The 16571-nt window shown below is 52.8% G+C and carries 8 protein-coding genes; all 8 read right to left on the minus strand.

The window, feature by feature from the left end; all coding sequences use genetic code 11:
* Positions 1 to 5: 5 nt before the first annotated feature.
* Complete coding sequence (locus KW808_RS13755; RefSeq protein WP_003862983.1) at positions 6 to 4487, minus strand: hypothetical protein; 4482 nt, start codon at positions 4485 to 4487, stop codon at positions 6 to 8.
* Positions 4484 to 5374, minus strand: a complete 891-nt coding sequence (locus KW808_RS13760) for a DUF4132 domain-containing protein (protein WP_003862981.1) — start codon at positions 5372 to 5374, stop codon at positions 4484 to 4486. The genes KW808_RS13755 and KW808_RS13760 overlap by 4 nt, the downstream gene beginning before the upstream one ends.
* Before the next feature lie 201 nt (positions 5375 to 5575).
* Complete coding sequence (locus tag KW808_RS13765; protein WP_003862979.1) at positions 5576 to 7063, minus strand: SWIM zinc finger family protein; 1488 nt, start codon at positions 7061 to 7063, stop codon at positions 5576 to 5578.
* Positions 7060 to 10350 (minus strand): DUF5682 family protein, encoded by a 3291-nt coding sequence (locus KW808_RS13770; protein WP_003862977.1) that lies wholly within the window; start codon positions 10348 to 10350, stop codon positions 7060 to 7062. Before KW808_RS13770 ends, KW808_RS13765 begins: the two co-directional genes overlap by 4 nt.
* On the minus strand, positions 10350 to 11453 hold the full coding sequence (locus KW808_RS13775) for an ATP-binding protein (RefSeq protein WP_034983192.1): 1104 nt from the start codon (positions 11451 to 11453) through the stop codon (positions 10350 to 10352). The genes KW808_RS13770 and KW808_RS13775 overlap by 1 nt, the downstream gene beginning before the upstream one ends.
* Positions 11454 to 11535: 82 nt before the next feature.
* Positions 11536 to 12111: a hypothetical protein gene (locus KW808_RS13780; protein ID WP_003862972.1), complete on the minus strand. Its 576-nt coding sequence runs from the start codon at positions 12109 to 12111 to the stop codon at positions 11536 to 11538.
* The gene (locus KW808_RS13785) at positions 12108 to 13493 is read right to left on the minus strand and encodes an AAA family ATPase (RefSeq protein ID WP_003862971.1); all 1386 of its coding nucleotides are present in this window, start codon (positions 13491 to 13493) and stop codon (positions 12108 to 12110) included. The genes KW808_RS13780 and KW808_RS13785 overlap by 4 nt, the downstream gene beginning before the upstream one ends.
* A gap of 107 nt (positions 13494 to 13600) precedes the next feature.
* Complete coding sequence (locus KW808_RS13790; RefSeq protein WP_003862969.1) at positions 13601 to 16378, minus strand: ATP-dependent Clp protease ATP-binding subunit; 2778 nt, start codon at positions 16376 to 16378, stop codon at positions 13601 to 13603.
* Positions 16379 to 16571 lie beyond the last annotated feature (193 nt).

The following is a 16571-nucleotide window of genomic DNA, read 5'->3' on the forward strand; positions in this document are numbered from 1 at the left end:
TCTCCTTAGCGCCTTCTATAACGCTGTGTTCTTAGCTCTTCGTACCCTGGGACGTCGCCGCTTTGGTAGCGTGCCCAGGCATCTGAAAATAGCTGAGGTAGCGGGGTAAATGGTGGGCAAGTGCGCACAATTGGACGTACCTTAGCATCCTTCCACAAGAGATACAGTGGAGCTTTCCATACCTCAAAGCCTTTTTCACCGGCGCTAGATTCCAGCCAGCCGCCTGGAAGGAATCGTGTTCGCCCTGCTCCTGAGCGTTTTGCGGTGATGAGAAGTCCGCGGTCAGTCAACGGAGTCGCTGCAGCATCGATGTCCTTCTTCTTCCAAGAGTTCCACTCCCTGATCGATGCATCAGTAGGCGCTGTCAGTGCGAGTACTTGTAGGAAGTATCGGGCAGAATCCTCGCTGAGATCCAAGGTAGTAGCAATTTCGGCTACCGTTTCGGGCGCTGATACCAGTGGATCCAAAGGGTGACCGGCTGGGCTTTCATAGGGGTGTTTGAGATCTTCGATGAGATCGTCAAGAAGCCCTTCGGTGAGAACCCTAGTTACATGCCAATTGCGGTAATCACCAATTTTGTCAAAGCTATCACCTAATTCAACTTTGTCGGTTTCTTTTAGATAGGGATTTTTAGCCTTGTGTTCCTCAACGAACTGTTTAATTGTTTCAAATTGTTGAGCGATGAATGGCCGAAGTGGATCGTCACCACGCACGTTCACTGCCAAAGTAAGCAGAGGTGCGATAAAGCGGAACTCTGCAGAATAACCTTCCTTATGAAGTTCCAGCGGTCGCAGAATACGCTGTTCATCGTTGCTGGTATGAGGTTCAGTGGCACGATTTACCGCACTGCGCTGTTTTTCTGTGATTCGGTGTCCCAGATCGCCGACTTCATTGCTCCAGGCAGTGGCCATGGCGGCAAAATCTGGATAGGTTGCTACTGCTGCTGGATCAGATTCAGGAACGAGAGCTGCGAACATTGTTTGCAAGAGTGTCCAAGGTTCTGACCGCAGCTGTGTACGTGCAGAATTGAACGCAGTAACTCCTAGTCCCAATGTCTCGCGGAGGGTGTTGAGCTTCTCATCAACCTCGCTGCCCCATTGGTTTGTGCGTCCGGTAACTCCGCTCTGGAGATACGCGCAAAACTCTGGTGTCAAAGTAGTCTTTTGGGCCAAATCATCGACATTTATTTCCCGAGTATTTGCAAGATTGTTTTCAATCGCAGATAAGCCTGCGAGGAAATCTTCTGCGGAAATTCGCTGGTCATGGTTGTCCACGACTGGGAAGCCAGAAATCGTTGGTCGATCGCCAAATACCAATAATTCATAGCCGTCGTAAACCTTTGGGCCCAATGCTAAAGCACCGTCAACCCACTCCCCTATTTTCCAGCCTTGGTGTTCCGCGTATACGACTACTGATCGCCAGCCAGAACACAACAAACCAGCCTTTGTGAACTCTCGGAAAAGCTCAACCAATTCCTGGACGGCTGGCTTCTCCGTGATCTGAGCAGCGAGCATTCCCAATAAGGCTCGTTCATGGCCGATCAGCGCAGGAAGAGCAGATTCAGTAATGTTCTTTTGCTTCACCGGAGTTCCCGGAGTCTGCAATCCTGCCAAAAGGGTTTCAAAGGCCTCTGGAACATCGAGGTAGTTACTAAAGTAGTGGTGTCCGTCAATCAAATCTACGAACAATGCTGCTGCCTGTGATGTCAGCTGTCGATTCTCTGGTTTTGTATCGGGAGAAATCAGCTCGTTTCGCAAGCGTTCAAATTCCAGATCCAAAGCTGCGCTATCAACTGCCAGTTCCACCACAGCGCTGACCAGTACTGGATCTTCAGAGTTCAAGAATTCCGATGCTGCTTTCCATGCGGATGTCCCAATAGCAGAATTAATGTTGCTAGAAACTTCCTCTTCTTCTCGGTAACGATCCCAAGAAGGACGTACCCTAGCTGCTTCACTCGATACCTTGCGCTCAGGTTCTGGTTGCAATGCGTCCAGTAGCTTTTTCGCATCAGAAGGCGTGCACGACCGCATGACTTCGCTGGTTTCGGGGGATCGGGCCTGCAGCTGGTGCACCGCGTGTACTGGCAGTTTGTCTAGATAACCGGAATGCCGACTGAGGTTGTTACCGCTCTCTGCATCGATAAGTGTTAGATCGCGCGACAGCCATACTCCACCGCCTGGGCGACTGAGCGCATAGTGGAAATCCGTTGGGGCGCTGAAGCTACCCAGAGGGGTCACTGCACGATAAGTGTCGTCTGAACTTGATCGGATTGTAAAGTGCTTGCCGTTATACGTTCCGGCGAGGCTGTCATTAGTTGAAGCAAAGGCAGGGAAAATCGTTGGCTGGAGTTTACCCTCGCCATCCTCACCGACCTCTCCAACCTCAGTATCCGCGCCAAGTGCAATGCCGATTTCGTCAAGGCCAAGGTGTGGCAAGATCTTTGAATTTACTTCCCAGTCACTGAATTTTTCAGCGTCGGCTAGCCACAGGGAACCACCGCGATAATCAAACTTGTAAATCTGATCGCTATTCAGCGAACAAACTAATTCACCGACTCCATAGTTCTTATCGGTCGCTCCGACTTTAAGCAATCCGCTGCCTGTCAATCGACCATCCGGTACCGGGAAGGTTACGCCCAATCCGTACCTGAAATATCCGCCGCTGCTATCGCTAGCTTTTTGCCCGGTGCCACCATTCCAGTACACGTGGATTTCCCAACCTGACGGTGGGCGGTAGAAAAACACCACGTCATCGCCAACTGAAAAAGCAGACTCGATTCGGGCGCCTACTGGTAGCTTTCCTGTAATGCGTACTGAAGAACCACTGATCACCTCAAATTGATCACCACACACCACAATTAGGTCTGGATGACTGTGATAAAACTCGATTTCTTTATCTGGTGATTCAGCTTGCAACCTCGACGCGGATTCTTCCATTGCAGGCCACGCCAATTCAGCCAGTATTCCAGCACGAATCGCCCAACTCAACGCAGCTTGGGAATCAAAGGCAGTCATGGTCTTCATTGCCTCTGGATTGAGTTCCATCAGGCGAGGGTCATTTAGATGAACCAAGCTCTGATTAATTAGCAGCGCTAATTCGGCAAAAGCTCCTTGTGCATTAACAACCCGTGATGCAATCAGATCGAGATAACGGGATAGCAGTTCCTTTGCGCCGGAGACCTCAAGGAGCAGATCTAAAGAATTGGAAACAAATCCGGCCTCTAGTGATTTTGCAGCCAACTCAGAGATTTCTGGATGTGCGACTAGCGCTTGGAAATCCCTAGTTCGGCTTGTTTGCTCTGCCCATCCGCGCCAGTTGACGTCATTTCGTTTCCACTCAGCAGCCTCTGTCCACTTAACGCCTGCAGCAATTAGTGCGTCAACATATTCCAAAGGCAGCTGGCTATATGCCCCTTGGATTTCGGTGCCACGCAATGCATCGCCAAGGAGCTCAATGGCGCCAAGAAGTCGAGGGCTAAATTTCATTAGCTCATAAGAACTTCGTCCAAGCACTATTTGCATCCAGGTGAGGAATGCTTCATCATCTGCAATGAGTCGTTGCCAAATTCCGGCTTCATCCAAGAATTCAAGCCACTCTTCATTGGAAAACTCTTGTGGCTGATCATTGATAAAGGCTTCCCCTCGATCTGGGTTGGAGCGCAGCCATTCTGCAAGAGGAGTCCGCGTTGCTTTCCAGAATCCACCAGGGGATTTAAGAACTGAAGACAGTCCTACTATTCCATCAAAAAGTTGAGCGTCTACTTCCTTAGCGCTTAATCCAGCAGTGGCTCCGAGCTTGCGAAGGTCCCTGGCAAGATACGCATATGGTTGTTGACCTGCACGAATACGCGCGACATTAAGACGCAGGACATATTCAAAAGCAGCTGCTGGAGACTCCAACCTAGCCGATGCATCAGTGACTTCCTGAGTCATGTTTTTCGCACCAACAACACCAGATCGGGCAAACTCCAAGAAGGCAGCTTCGTGTCGTTCTGGATCAACAGGAATATTGTGGGCCCGTTCGATCTCACGTGCCCGACCAAAATACTGCTTGGCAAAACTATTATTTCCGGCAGCGGAGAAAATTCGAGCAAGTTCCTCAAGCAATGTCGGAACGAAGTGTGGGGCAGAATTTGAAAGATCACCAACGAGGGCGTCGAAACGCTCTTTTACTTTCTTTGCCTGACTACTTGCATGGCGACGCGCCCACTCCAGATCGCCTACCAAGTTCAACGCGTGCTGGGCATTATCCGGATCATGGATAATCGGCCAAGCAGGGAAACCAACTGCCCGAGGCTCAGCCTTTCCAACAGTATGATTTTCAAACAAATTGAGTCCAAGAGTTGCCTGGGCTATCGATTCCGCTTCAATGAGAGATTCCGGAATAAGCCGGACGATAGTATGTCCACCACCAACGTAAGTGGCAGCGCTAAGCAACGAAGTGTCTGTGTTTTCAACTCCCAGGGCATAAATCTTATCGACGCTCACTTGTTTTCCTCATTATTGTCTTTAATGGTGCGGCCGCTGAACACGAACTCAGCCATTCGTACGCCTTCAGACCAGACGACAGGTCCAACTTCCTCAGCTGGAACAATTCGACCGTCCCAAGTGAAATAAAGGGCACCCAGGGATGCACTTTCTTCGTAGGAATCAATTACCTCTAGTGTCGCAGTAATCTCCGCGTTGTTTTCCATTCCCGGTTCAACCACATCAAGGCTGACACCAGCAACGCCTTCCTCAAAGTCCACGGTAAATCCACCACCGCGGGAACGACCCACCAAAACATTTGTCTTCTCATACTCTCCGCCAGAGTATTTTCCGAGAACTTCGCGCTGCCCTGCCTCGTCAGCAGGCTTGGGATAAGTGTCTCGGAATAGTTGGTCAAATCCTTGGTGAACGCTAAGCTCCACGGCGAATTCACGCCAGTCGCTTAAGTCATCCATCAAAATGGGATGTGGCAAAGAAATCACAGAGTTATCATCAACCGGCACGTTGACGGTTTCTCCATCAAGGTCAACCAAGCTCAGTGAATCTGCTGTTGCATCCCGAAGAAGACCAACGGAGCCATCGAAGTTGAGGATGGCGTCTTTCAGCATTGCTTGCCATGCCGGATCATGCCACACTGCTGAAATCACCCGAGTAGGGATTGTTTGGCCGTTAAGAAACCAAGCACTCACTGTTGCAATACAGGTCTGACGGTGCTGTGAAAGTGCAGTTCTTAGGGCATCAAGCTGCTCAAACTCTGGTAATTTACGAGCCTTTGCAGGAACCGTTTTGAGCTGTTTTCCTTTAGCATTACGCGCTAGGATTTCTTCCCCGTCCAGCAGGAATTGATATTCCCCCGCGTCAATCCACTCAACTGCCAACTCAGCCATATTTGCTCTTTTCGTCTTGACTTTCAACGAGGAAGTCACCGCAACGGGATAGCCACCGCCATGAGGCGACCCTTAGAATTTTCTTAAGTCTAAATGAACTTGCGCCCTGTCGCCTGAGAGAATTACATCCGCAGCGAAAATCAAATACCGATTATTCACATCACCAGCGCTGGAACAGCCAGATTTGTATTTGAATTCCTCCTAGAAATTACCCAAATAGCCCTGTATTCGAGCCAGCGCTGTTGCATCCAGTTCGGTTAAAAGACTGCGCAATAGACCTGCCGCCACAGGTGCCGCCAACGCATCGAGTTTGGCAGCATCATTAGCCAAACGGTTTGATTGTCCACCTAGTGCCACAGCGCCACCAGCTGTAACAATCCCACACCACAGGGACAGTAACTCTGACACACCGAGAGTTTGCATACGGAGTTCCCGAGGACCTGAATCATCGGGAAGATCAGTTCCATCTGGGTGATCTAATCCGGGAAACACTTGTTCCGTGGAGGTAAAAACTCGAACCACATGTCGGTCTCTGCTCACTACCTGCAGTTCAGGTTGGTTTTTTAGCCAGCTCAGTACATCACCAAGCCCGGCGCGCCTGGCTGCCGATAAAAAACTAAGGGGAATGTCACCAGAGTCGGTGCGCAGAATAAATCCGCGTCGGTCACCGGATATTACGGTTCCGGAAAAGTACTCAAAGCCGGGTACTTCGGGGAGGTCGGTAATCCCCACGGCCTCACCAAGGGCAGCACGCACACCTTTGCCTCGACCGATCCTGCCGTCTGCGCTGGTTCGGCCACCAGAGAGCAACAATTTGTGCTTGGCTAGTTGTGAATAGGAACAGTGAAGATCTCCTAAAGCTGCGCGGCCTTCCCAGGCACTTGCAACGTCTTTAGCTTCACCTGGCGGGGTATGTGCGAGCTGGAATAATTCGCCTTGGGTATCTGCAAAAGTGACTACCACTCCAGCAAATCCAGAGGCAGCTACCACTGGTTCCGCCATCAAAGGCACAAAGATTCCGGTGCCTTTGCCATCAAGATTTGAATAGCTGCGCCGTGTTTGTCCGATGGCTTCTTCAGACGTCGGATCTTTAGCCAACACGAAGGCGGCTAACGCGAGAACGCTCAGTCGGTTTCCAAGATCATCGCGTCCTGGTGGCGTGCCTAAACGTGTACTTCTCAATCCACCAACTACGCCGGTGAGTGCCCGTTCGAGTCGAGGTAGCACTGCTGCGCGGGTTGCTTGAAGCAAGGCCAAAGCTCCTGCGTAATCTTGGACGCTCAGTGCGCCGAGCCCATGTTTCAGGCAGGCGTTAACCAGATCAGTGCAGCGAGAGGCTAGTTGAATGCGGGTATTCAGTGCAGATTCGTTAACAAGCTTTTCCGGCTGCGCCACATCCTGCGCCACATCCTGCACCCCACCAACCGGCACCTCAGCAGCAGCTCCCACCGGCGCGGCCAACACAACTGCTCCAACGTGAGCGCATTTTGGAGAGAGCAAACAACTGCACGTGATGTCTTCAGCGACCGTCACAGTGTGCTCGCCAATCACCACCACACCATCCTGAACGGACCAGGAACTACTTTCGGCGGCGAGTGCTTCGGCTCGTCGTTTTAGCCGGGAAGGCAAAGCGGAAAGCAGATCAGCTGCAATATCGGGGGCGACAGCAGGAAGCGATGTTGATGTCATGAAAGTACCTCTGCAACCCATCGTGCCAATTGCATGGGGCTTAATGAGGCCACGCGCATTCCCGCGGCTGCTATTGCTTGAGCGATGCCAACGTTATAGACGGCTGCTCCGGTGTCATCGAGTGCTGCGCAGCCGATGAGGTGAACTCCAGATTCTGCGAGGTTGCGGACTCGCTGAACCAGTCTGGATACTGGTCCGTATTCGTCGAAGTCAGAGACCACAATAATTGCAGTGCGCGATGGTACTTTTACTAGATTTCCGGCGTAAAACAGTGCTTTGGCAATGTCAGTGCCGCCGCCAACGGAGATTTCTAAAAGCAGTTGCAGTGGATCATCAACATGTCCGCTTAGATCCACTACTTCGGTGTCAAAGGTGAGGAAGCTGACTTCATAGGTTTTGATTCCGGTAAGTATTGCTGCTGTCATTGCTGCATAAACAGTTGATGCTTCCATGGAACCGGAAACATCAACGACCACGATGATATGCCAGGGGCTGGTGCGGACTTCGCGTGATTTGAAGTATGGGGTCACTGGAACAACGCGGGGAGTATCGCCAATCATGGTGACGTGCCGGAGGTTTCGTCGAATAGTGGCGTTGAGATCGATGTCTGGTCCGCGGCGGCGGGTGGGCACGGTTGAGGGCACACCTCGCAACACTGGGGTGAGGTCGCGGGCGAGCAAAGCGGATAGTTCTGCAACAACCTTTTCGATGAGTGGCCTGATCTTGCGCAGACGTGCTTCGGGCAGCGCGCCACGTAGATTAAGCATGGTGGTGAGTAGCTCTACGCTGGGGCGGACCGCATCTAGGCTGAGGTTTTCCACCACGTCTGCTCGCCCCATAGAGGCGGCTGTACCGATGATTTCTTGAAGGTGATCATCGCCGAAAAGCATGGTGATCTCTTCAGTCCACTCGCGGGCGCTCAGTGTTCCGGGTTCATTTCCAGCGCCGATCCGCCCGTCTGATTCCCCGGATGGGTCCAAACCAGGGTTTCCGTAAAGTTCATCAAGAGCGGCTGCAAACCTGCCAGCGCCAGCGCTTAGTGCACCCGGTTCAGCGCCGAGTGCCAAACGCCAGCGAGTAGCAGGACTGAGAGCAAGGTCCATTAAGCCAAGAGCTCGAAGGCGCGCGGCTGCTGCGGTATCTGCAGTAGCATTCGCAGCAAGGGTGTCCGGATGCGCAGCTTGCGGGGGAATGGTGCCGATTCTTAAGGACAAATGATCCAAAAATCTTTCCCGCTCTGCGGGTGGCACCGGATCAAAGGCAGCGCGCAGGCGCGGGAGGATCTGGATGAAGCCCGCGTCGGAAAGCTGTTCCACCCGCGAGGTCGCGCCGTCGAAAAGCTCACTTTCGCTCCATGTACCGTGGCTGGCGATGAGGAAACCGCTCAACGTGCGCGCGGCATCGGCGGAGCCGGCAAGCTGGTCAATCCAGCTGCCTACCAGCTCAGATATGCCCTCCACAGATCCCATTGTGGCAAGCACAGCCGTTGCGGCGCCGCGCATGAGTGGCGATCCGGCATCCGCAATGTGCTTGAGCAACGAGGTCGCACGCACCTGATGGCTTTCCACCAACCCATTTACTCCGGACAGCAGGGCAGCATCTGAAAATTCATTCGACCCCGCAATGCCGGGGAGTTCGCGAACTGCCGCAGCGCTCAGCGTTTCCGCCACCTGCGTGGAGCGTTCAAGCAGCGCCTCGGGCAACAGCACAGCTGCCGGTTCCCTGCCACCGCTTAAGCCCAACAAAGTTTCTGTTGCGCGCACTGCAGTGGCAAAACTCGCCCGCGCAGACAGATCCAAGTCAACAAGATCCAAACAAGCAGCCACTTGTTCAGGCAATGCGCAGCTCACCGACGTATCAAGCAGGTACAACAGCTCATCCGCATCGCCCGCCCAACAAGCAATACGATTCGCGATCGTATTCTGCACCGCCTGCTCCAACGTCGCACCCGCAATGCACACGCCCAACGCGCCCGCAGTTCCAGTACTGAAATTACATTCGGCACTATAACTACGGTTTTCCAACCCACGATTTTGCCCCAAGCTACGCTCGCGCACATACGGAATGTTCAAGGCCTGTAAACGATTCAGCGCAAGATGCCGCTCGAGCTGCCGACCGCCCTTAAAAGGCTCAACGCGCACGATTGCGCTCCGGTCAGTCTCACCAGCAGGCAGCCTCAGCTGCGCCAACAACTGCTTCACCTGGCTCAGCAACGCCGGCACAGGCGCGCCGGGAGGTAACGTGCCACGGCGATCGCCGATCATGACGGCCTGCAACGCCTGAGCCACCGCGCGACCTCGGCCAATCACGGAGCCTTGCGCGAATACGCTGGTTAAGGCTTCAATTGCTTCTCGACGTCCAGTTGCTGGCAATCTGCGCAAGCGAGCTAAATCCCCCGCCATGCGTACTGCTTCAGCCACTTCGCCGGTACCCGCAGGAGTGTCTTTCAACCGCATGTAGCGGGCTACTTCAGTAACAATTCTTGCAGTGTGCTCTGCTATGTCCTCGGCATTTGTTGCGTCAAAAACACCTTGCTGCCACTGGGGATCCCTGATTCCGGAACCATATCCAGAACGAGAATCCAATTGTGCAAAAGTATAGGGCAGCAATGAAACCGCAGCTGGCGGTGTTACCGGCGGCCGGATTGCGGGTCCTTCAAACAAACCCCCGCAATGATAAGAACCAACCACCACTAAAGTTCGGGTTCCTTTGAGATCCTGCAGGCAAGCTCGCATATGCGCTTCCCTGGCGCGCGTTTTTGCATCTGGAGTGTGCTCAGCCAAACGCACACCTAAACCCACGCCCAGAGCTGCCCGGCGCACCTGCTGCCAGGTTTGCCCCACTGCACGCGCCTCCACCTGGGTATCCCAAGATTCCTGTCCGACCAGCTGCTCCACATCGATCGTCGGCCCCTCTTCGGGGATTTCGTCCTCTAATATTTCCGCCCCTGCGGGCAAATCAATGCAGTGCACCGGAATGTTCTGAGCCTGCGCCCACCTTAGAATGGCAAGTTCAGGAGAAAAATCCGCAAAAGGATAAAAGCCCGTTCCCTGACCACCCGCAATGGCCACTGCAACCGGAGCTTCGGTTCGTGGATCGGCAATTATTGGAACAAGTTCATCAAGGTCAGTGGGTAATTCAATCGCAATTGCCTCTGGCTGCCACTCCTGCGCAGCTGCTACCACCGCGCGGGCACATGCTGGGGAATGATGCCGCACCCCGAACAGCAAGGTGTCAGCATCAGGACCTGCAATAAGGTCACTTAAGAGCTCTTCCACGGACTGCATTAGAGCTGGCTCCGCTGCTCCCACAGCACGGTCCAGGCACTATTGTGATCAGCCTGACTACGACGATGAACCACGCCATCCCAATATGCGCGAAGACGATCAGCATCACGATCATCATCTTTACGAACCGCACCCAACAGATGCTCTGGGATAAGTGCTGTTGGTGACGCCACAGGAAAATACGCGCCGGCAAGCGCAATGGACGATGAAATAGCCACTGCTTCTGCAGTCGACAGCACACTGCCTGGCTTTTCCACCGCCCAACCTTCACGAGTTCGACCCATGCGCAGGTCCCGGAAAATATCCACAAGAGTGTGCACTACGACTTCGTCGACATCAGCAATGACATCAGCTTGTGCCAGAGCAGTCGCGGTCTTAGACATCACCAACGATACTTCCGCATCACGATCAGCGATGGGTTCAACCAACTCAAAGTTAAAGCGACGCTTCAGCGCGGCACTCATTTCACTGACGCCCTTATCCCGCAGGTTAGCTGTGCCAATCAGCCCAAACCCCTCCACTGCCGCAACGGAGTATTCACCCAACTCAGGGACGGAAATTCTACGTTCAGAAAGCACCGGCACAATTGCGTCTTGAACCTCCGGCAAACAACGGGTGATTTCCTCTACCCGAGCAATACGTCCCGATTCCATTGCCTGCATCACTGGCGAAGGAACAAGCGACTCCCGCGAAGGCCCATGCGTCAATAGCAGACCGTAGTTCCAGCCATAACGTAATTGATCCTCTGTGGTACCAGCACTTCCCTGCACCGTCAGCGCGGAAGAACCACAGATCGCCGCTGCCAAAAGCTCCGACAACATGGACTTTGCCGTGCCTGGTTCACCAACGAGCATCAGTGCCCGTGATCCAGCCAAGGTAACCACGCAGCGTTCAACTAGTGCCCGATCCCCCACGAATTTGGTGGAAATATCCATCCGCTTCCGGCCATTTCTTAAGCCCTGCGCACCGCAAATGAAATCCACGGCTCGCGCCGGTGTCATTGCCCAGCCTGGTGGCCGAGGCCCATCATCCACGCTACGAAGAAACTCGAGTTCATCCTGATAACGTTGCTCGGGCAATAAAACTTGGGCGCGGGAGTTCATAAAGCGAAATACTACCGAAAAAGCGCCATTGCTTTTCGACGACAAAATGCGCTACACCCAGGTGACTAAATTTCCCGGGACTTTATCTAGTTATTCGTTTGAAGCTGTATACGGTTTTCTGGGCGTTCTTGAGTCTCATTGGCGAATCAATGTCACGACCATTTGCTCGGGACTCTGACTTTTGTGTTTTCGCTTCGCGGTAGGAAATCCACGCATATCTGAATTCCTCAGGGTTTAGATCTAAGGATTCACTATGGAAGTGAGCAATGAGCGCCACCAGATAATCAATGACAACGCGTCCGCCCTTGAGCTGTGCTACTACCTGTTTCCTCTCCCCATCACCTTTTGTTCCGAGCTTTAACTCAATCAGAAGAATCCTAGAATGTTGGGCATCAATAATTACGTAATCGCACCTTTTTCCCACATCTGAATTTCCGGCAGTACAAATGAAACGACCTTGAAGATCAAAATTGTCGACCTTAATGATCTGCGCGTCAGCCGGAACATCCGAGAGTTTAACGGTCCTCTTTTCTCTACCCGCCTCATCTTCAGTTAGAACTAACAAGCCGTCCTCATTAATACGTTCGCCAGCCAAGAAAAGGGAATCATCCTTAAGCAGTTCGCTTAACTTCGCTGCAAACCTGGATAGCTCGCTCATCCCCACATGACCTCTTCGAAGACATCATTCTGTTGCCGGATTGCGTCGTCGAAAAAGGGAGTGGAGATTCCATCTTCAGCTGTCACTTCAACTGATCGCAGCTTTGACCGTTGTAAATCTCCTTCAAACTCAGTGTAATCAACTCTCACATCTTCAGGGGATAAGACGAAGTCATGAATGTAACCAGTGGGCAGTGCTGACTGGTCTTTTTGACTCAGCATCACAAGAATCGACAGTTCCCTAACGATGTAATCACTGTGCGTGGTCACCAAGATTTTGAGCCCTGCATTGGATAGCGCGGCAAGTAGACGGCCCATCAACACTTGGTTTTGTGGATGGAGATTCAACTCAGGCTCGTCGATAATTAACCACTGACCTTTTTGAGCTCGGTACCTGAGAAACTCACCCAACTCAAAAAGCGCACGAACAGTACTAGAGGTCGAGGTCATTGGGATGGGGCCTTCAGCACCTTCTGGGGCAAACTTGAAGGCTCCGTCAATTTCAACGAACCGTCCCGAGACCATTCGGTCAAACAGTTCCAATACTTCCGGATGATGAGCTGCTAGAAAGCTGTTGCTCTTTCGCCAACGATTGAGAGAACGAAAAGTATTGAAATTATCTTCAATTGCAGGCGACCAGATACTACGGTCAACTCCGTCTAGGGCTTGTTCACCCTCAATGCGAAACTCTTCGACCATGCGAGATCGTCCAAAATCAATATCTTGCTGGAATAAACTGATTCCGGTTCGCTCTGCACTTAGAATATATGGAACAGGATTAGATCTGCTGAATGCCATTTCTAAAAGGAACTTGATGTTCTGGGAAATTGTCCTAGTATCTGGCGCTGAAAGACGATTTTCAGATTCATCGTTTGTGCTATTTTCAACACGACTAATAGTAAAAGTAGCGCTGCGCTTAGATGAATCCACTTCCAAATTGCAGTTGAAATCCCCCGATCTAGCTTTCACCTGAACGCCAATTCGTCGATGCATCTTGAATAAGGACTCTTCAACCGTGCTTTCATCCAAGGTGAGTTGCAATCCCAATTGAGCTTCACCATCTCCAGCGTTCAGAAAACTTTCGAGCTGTCGTGTAGATGCACTAGCTCTACGTTCAATCAGTTCTTTTACTAATTCGATCAGTTCTTGTCCGCCCAGCTCGACTATATGGTCATCGACAAGTAGCTGTGCAAGATCCTCTAGAACCGGTGAAATCTGTTTTTCTGAAAGACGGATACTCCTGGACAGGCCTTTAAGCAACAGGTAGATGGCATGCGCCAAGTATGTTTTTCCCGAGCCATTGGGACCTGCGATAACATTCAGATTTTTTGGGGACCATTGAGGATTTTCAAGTGGGCCAAGTTTGCTCGCGGAGATCTGCATATCTGCAGGTTATCACAGTAATTTCTGATGAGTCTGGATCAGACACAGACCAAACCCCGTAACCTTTTTCAAAGTTACGGGGCTTGGTTTTTACGTCGAGAAGCGTACTACTCCTTGCTTGGAGCAGTGCCTCCCTGATCATCGGTGCCGTAGTAGTCACCGGATACCTGATCAATGTCGGTGCCGTTTTCTACATCTTCCTCGAACTTCTCAAGGGTTTCAAGGTCAATGTCGGAAAGTGAATCGGTTTCTGGGACATCGCCGTCAGCTGCGGAATCTACATCTTGGATTGCTTCTGCAGCCTGTACGGAGATCTCAGAGAACTTACCTTCTGGCATTGGCTTTGGACGTGGTGTGAAGGTGAACTTCGCACGGTCGGTGTCCTTGGACTCGCCGTCCCAGCCTTCGACGTCGACGGTGACGATCTCGCCAGCACCGATTTCTCCGAAGAGGATCTTCTCGGACATCTGGTCTTCGATTTCGCGCTGAATGGTGCGACGCAATGGTCGTGCACCCAGAACTGGATCGAAGCCGCGGCTGGCAAGGAGATCCTTAGCCTTCTCAGTCAGTTCGATGCTCATGTCCTTCTCAGCCAGTGCGTTGGACACGCGGCCAATAAGAAGGTCGACCATCTGAACGATCTGATCCTTGGTGAGCTGGTGGAAGACCACGATCTCATCAATACGGTTCAGGAACTCAGGGCGGAAGTGCTTCTTCAGCTCGTCGTGGACCTTGTTCTTCATGCGGTCGTACTGAGCATCGCTGTCAGTCTCAGAGGATCCGGAGAAGCCCAGGCCAACAGCCTTGGAGATGTCAGAGGTGCCCAGGTTGGAGGTGAAGATCAGGACGGTGTTCTTGAAGTCCACAATGCGACCCTGACCATCGGTAAGGCGACCATCTTCCAACACCTGCAGCAAGGTGTTGTAGATCTCCTTGTGGGCCTTCTCGATCTCGTCGAAAAGCACAACGGAGAATGGCTTACGGCGAACCTTCTCGGTCAGCTGGCCACCTTCTTCGTAGCCAACGTATCCCGGAGGGGCACCGAAGAGTCGGGACGCGGTGAAGCGGTCGTGGAATTCACCCATGTCGATTTGGATGAGGGAATCATCGTCACCGAAGAGGAATCCAGCAAGTGCCTTGGACAGCTCGGTCTTACCAACACCGGATGGACCAGCGAAGATGAAGGAGCCGGAAGGACGCTTAGGATCCTTCAGACCTGCACGGGTACGACGGATCGCACGGGAGACAGCCTTGACAGCTTCATCCTGTCCGATGATGCGCTTGTGCAACTCTTCTTCCATGTTGAGCAGGCGGGAAGACTCAGCTTCGGTGAGCTTGAAGACAGGAATACCAGTCCAGTTGGCCAGTACTTCTGCGATCTGCTCTTCGCCAACCTCAGCAATGTCCTCGAGGTCGCCGGAGCGCCACTGCTTTTCCTTCTCTGAACGCTCTTCGCCGAGCTTGCGCTCCTTATCGCGAAGACCTGCTGCCTTCTCAAAGTCCTGAGCATCGATCGCTGCTTCCTTCTCACGGCGAACATCAGCGATGCGCTCATCAACCTCGCGGAGGGAGGACGGTGCGGTCATGCGCTTGATGCGCATGCGGGCGCCAGCCTCATCGATGAGGTCAACGGCCTTATCTGGCAAGAAGCGGTCGTTAATGTAGCGATCAGCAAGCTGAGCTGCTGCGGTAAGAGCACCATCGGTGATGGATACGCGGTGGTGAGCTTCGTAGCGGTCGCGCAGACCCTTCAAGATCTCAACGGTGAGATCAACCGAAGGCTCTGGAACCTGCACTGGCTGGAAACGACGCTCAAGAGCTGCGTCCTTTTCAATGTGCTTACGGTACTCGTCCAAGGTGGTTGCACCAATGGTCTGCAGTTCACCGCGGGCAAGCTTTGGCTTAAGCAGGGAGGCGGCGTCGATTGCGCCTTCTGCTGCACCTGCACCCACGAGGGTGTGGATCTCATCGATAAACAGGATGATGTCGCCGCGCTGGTTAATCTCCTTGAGGACCTTCTTCAGGCGCTCTTCGAAGTCACCGCGGTAACGGGAACCTGCAACCAGTGAACCTAAGTCAAGGGAGTAAACCTGCTTGTCCTTGAGGGTCTCTGGAACCTTGCCGTTAACAATGTCTAGTGCAAGACCTTCAACAACTGCGGTCTTACCAACACCTGGCTCACCAATAAGAACTGGGTTGTTCTTGGTACGACGGGAGAGCACCTGCATGATGCGCTCGATTTCCTTATCACGACCAACAACTGGGTCCAGCTTGCCGTCCTTTGCGGCCTGGGTGAGGTTGCGGCCGAACTGGTCAAGAACCAAAGAGGTAGAACGCTCGCCTGGGCCGCCCGAAGATGGACGACCGCCAGGAGCAGCTCCTGCACCAACAGCGTCACCGCCAGTAGGGGCGCCCTGACCGCCCTCTGGGGATCCGCCCTGGCCACCTTCGTAGCCGGAGAGAAGCTGAATAACTTGCTGACGCACGCGTGGCAGATCAGCACCAAGCTTGACCAGGACCTGGGCAGCAACGCCCTCGCCCTCACGGATCAAACCGAGAAGCAGGAACTCAGTACCGATGTACTTGTGTCCCATCTGTAGTCCCTCGCGGAGGCTGAGCTCCAGGACCTTCTTGGCACGTGGAGTAAAAGGAATGTGGCCGGTGGTGGGCTGGGAGCCCTGGCCGATAATCTCTTCGACTTCCTGGCGGACGGCGTCCAGGGAAATTCCCATGGATTCCAAAGCCTTGGCTGCAACGCCCTCGCCCTCGTGAATGAGGCCGAGGAGAATGTGCTCCGTGCCGATGTAATTGTGGTTGAGCATGCGCGCCTCTTCCTGCGCGAGCACAATCACGCGGCGTGCACGATCGGTAAACCTCTCGAACATGTCTCTCCCCTTAATTCTTTATTTCTAAATTCGCTTTCACTCACTTTAACGCCCTTATTGGGCAAAACTTCCAGACTTTTTCAGCTCGGCTTGGAATTAGCTAAACACCAAACCATATAAGCCCTGTTCAGGGCTAGTTTTTGAGGCCCGAAAGGCCCTGTACGCCTGTAGCGAACACCGGGTTGGGGCGTCG

This window comes from [Brevibacterium] flavum (assembly GCF_019317305.1).
Lineage (GTDB): Bacteria > Actinomycetota > Actinomycetes > Mycobacteriales > Mycobacteriaceae > Corynebacterium > Corynebacterium glutamicum.

Excerpts from the sequence above, each read along its gene's own strand:
- KW808_RS13760 (WP_003862981.1), bottom strand. The coding sequence starts at position 5,374 with ATGGCTGAGTTGGCAGTTGAGTGGATTGACGCGGGGGAATATCAATTC.
- KW808_RS13765 (WP_003862979.1), bottom strand. The coding sequence starts at position 7,063 with ATGACATCAACATCGCTTCCTGCTGTCGCCCCCGATATTGCAGCTGAT.
- KW808_RS13770 (WP_003862977.1), bottom strand. The coding sequence starts at position 10,350 with ATGCAGTCCGTGGAAGAGCTCTTAAGTGACCTTATTGCAGGTCCTGAT.
- KW808_RS13775 (WP_034983192.1), bottom strand. The coding sequence starts at position 11,453 with ATGAACTCCCGCGCCCAAGTTTTATTGCCCGAGCAACGTTATCAGGAT.
- KW808_RS13780 (WP_003862972.1), bottom strand. The coding sequence starts at position 12,111 with ATGAGCGAGCTATCCAGGTTTGCAGCGAAGTTAAGCGAACTGCTTAAG.
- KW808_RS13785 (WP_003862971.1), bottom strand. The coding sequence starts at position 13,493 with ATGCAGATCTCCGCGAGCAAACTTGGCCCACTTGAAAATCCTCAATGG.
- KW808_RS13790 (WP_003862969.1), bottom strand. The coding sequence starts at position 16,378 with ATGTTCGAGAGGTTTACCGATCGTGCACGCCGCGTGATTGTGCTCGCG.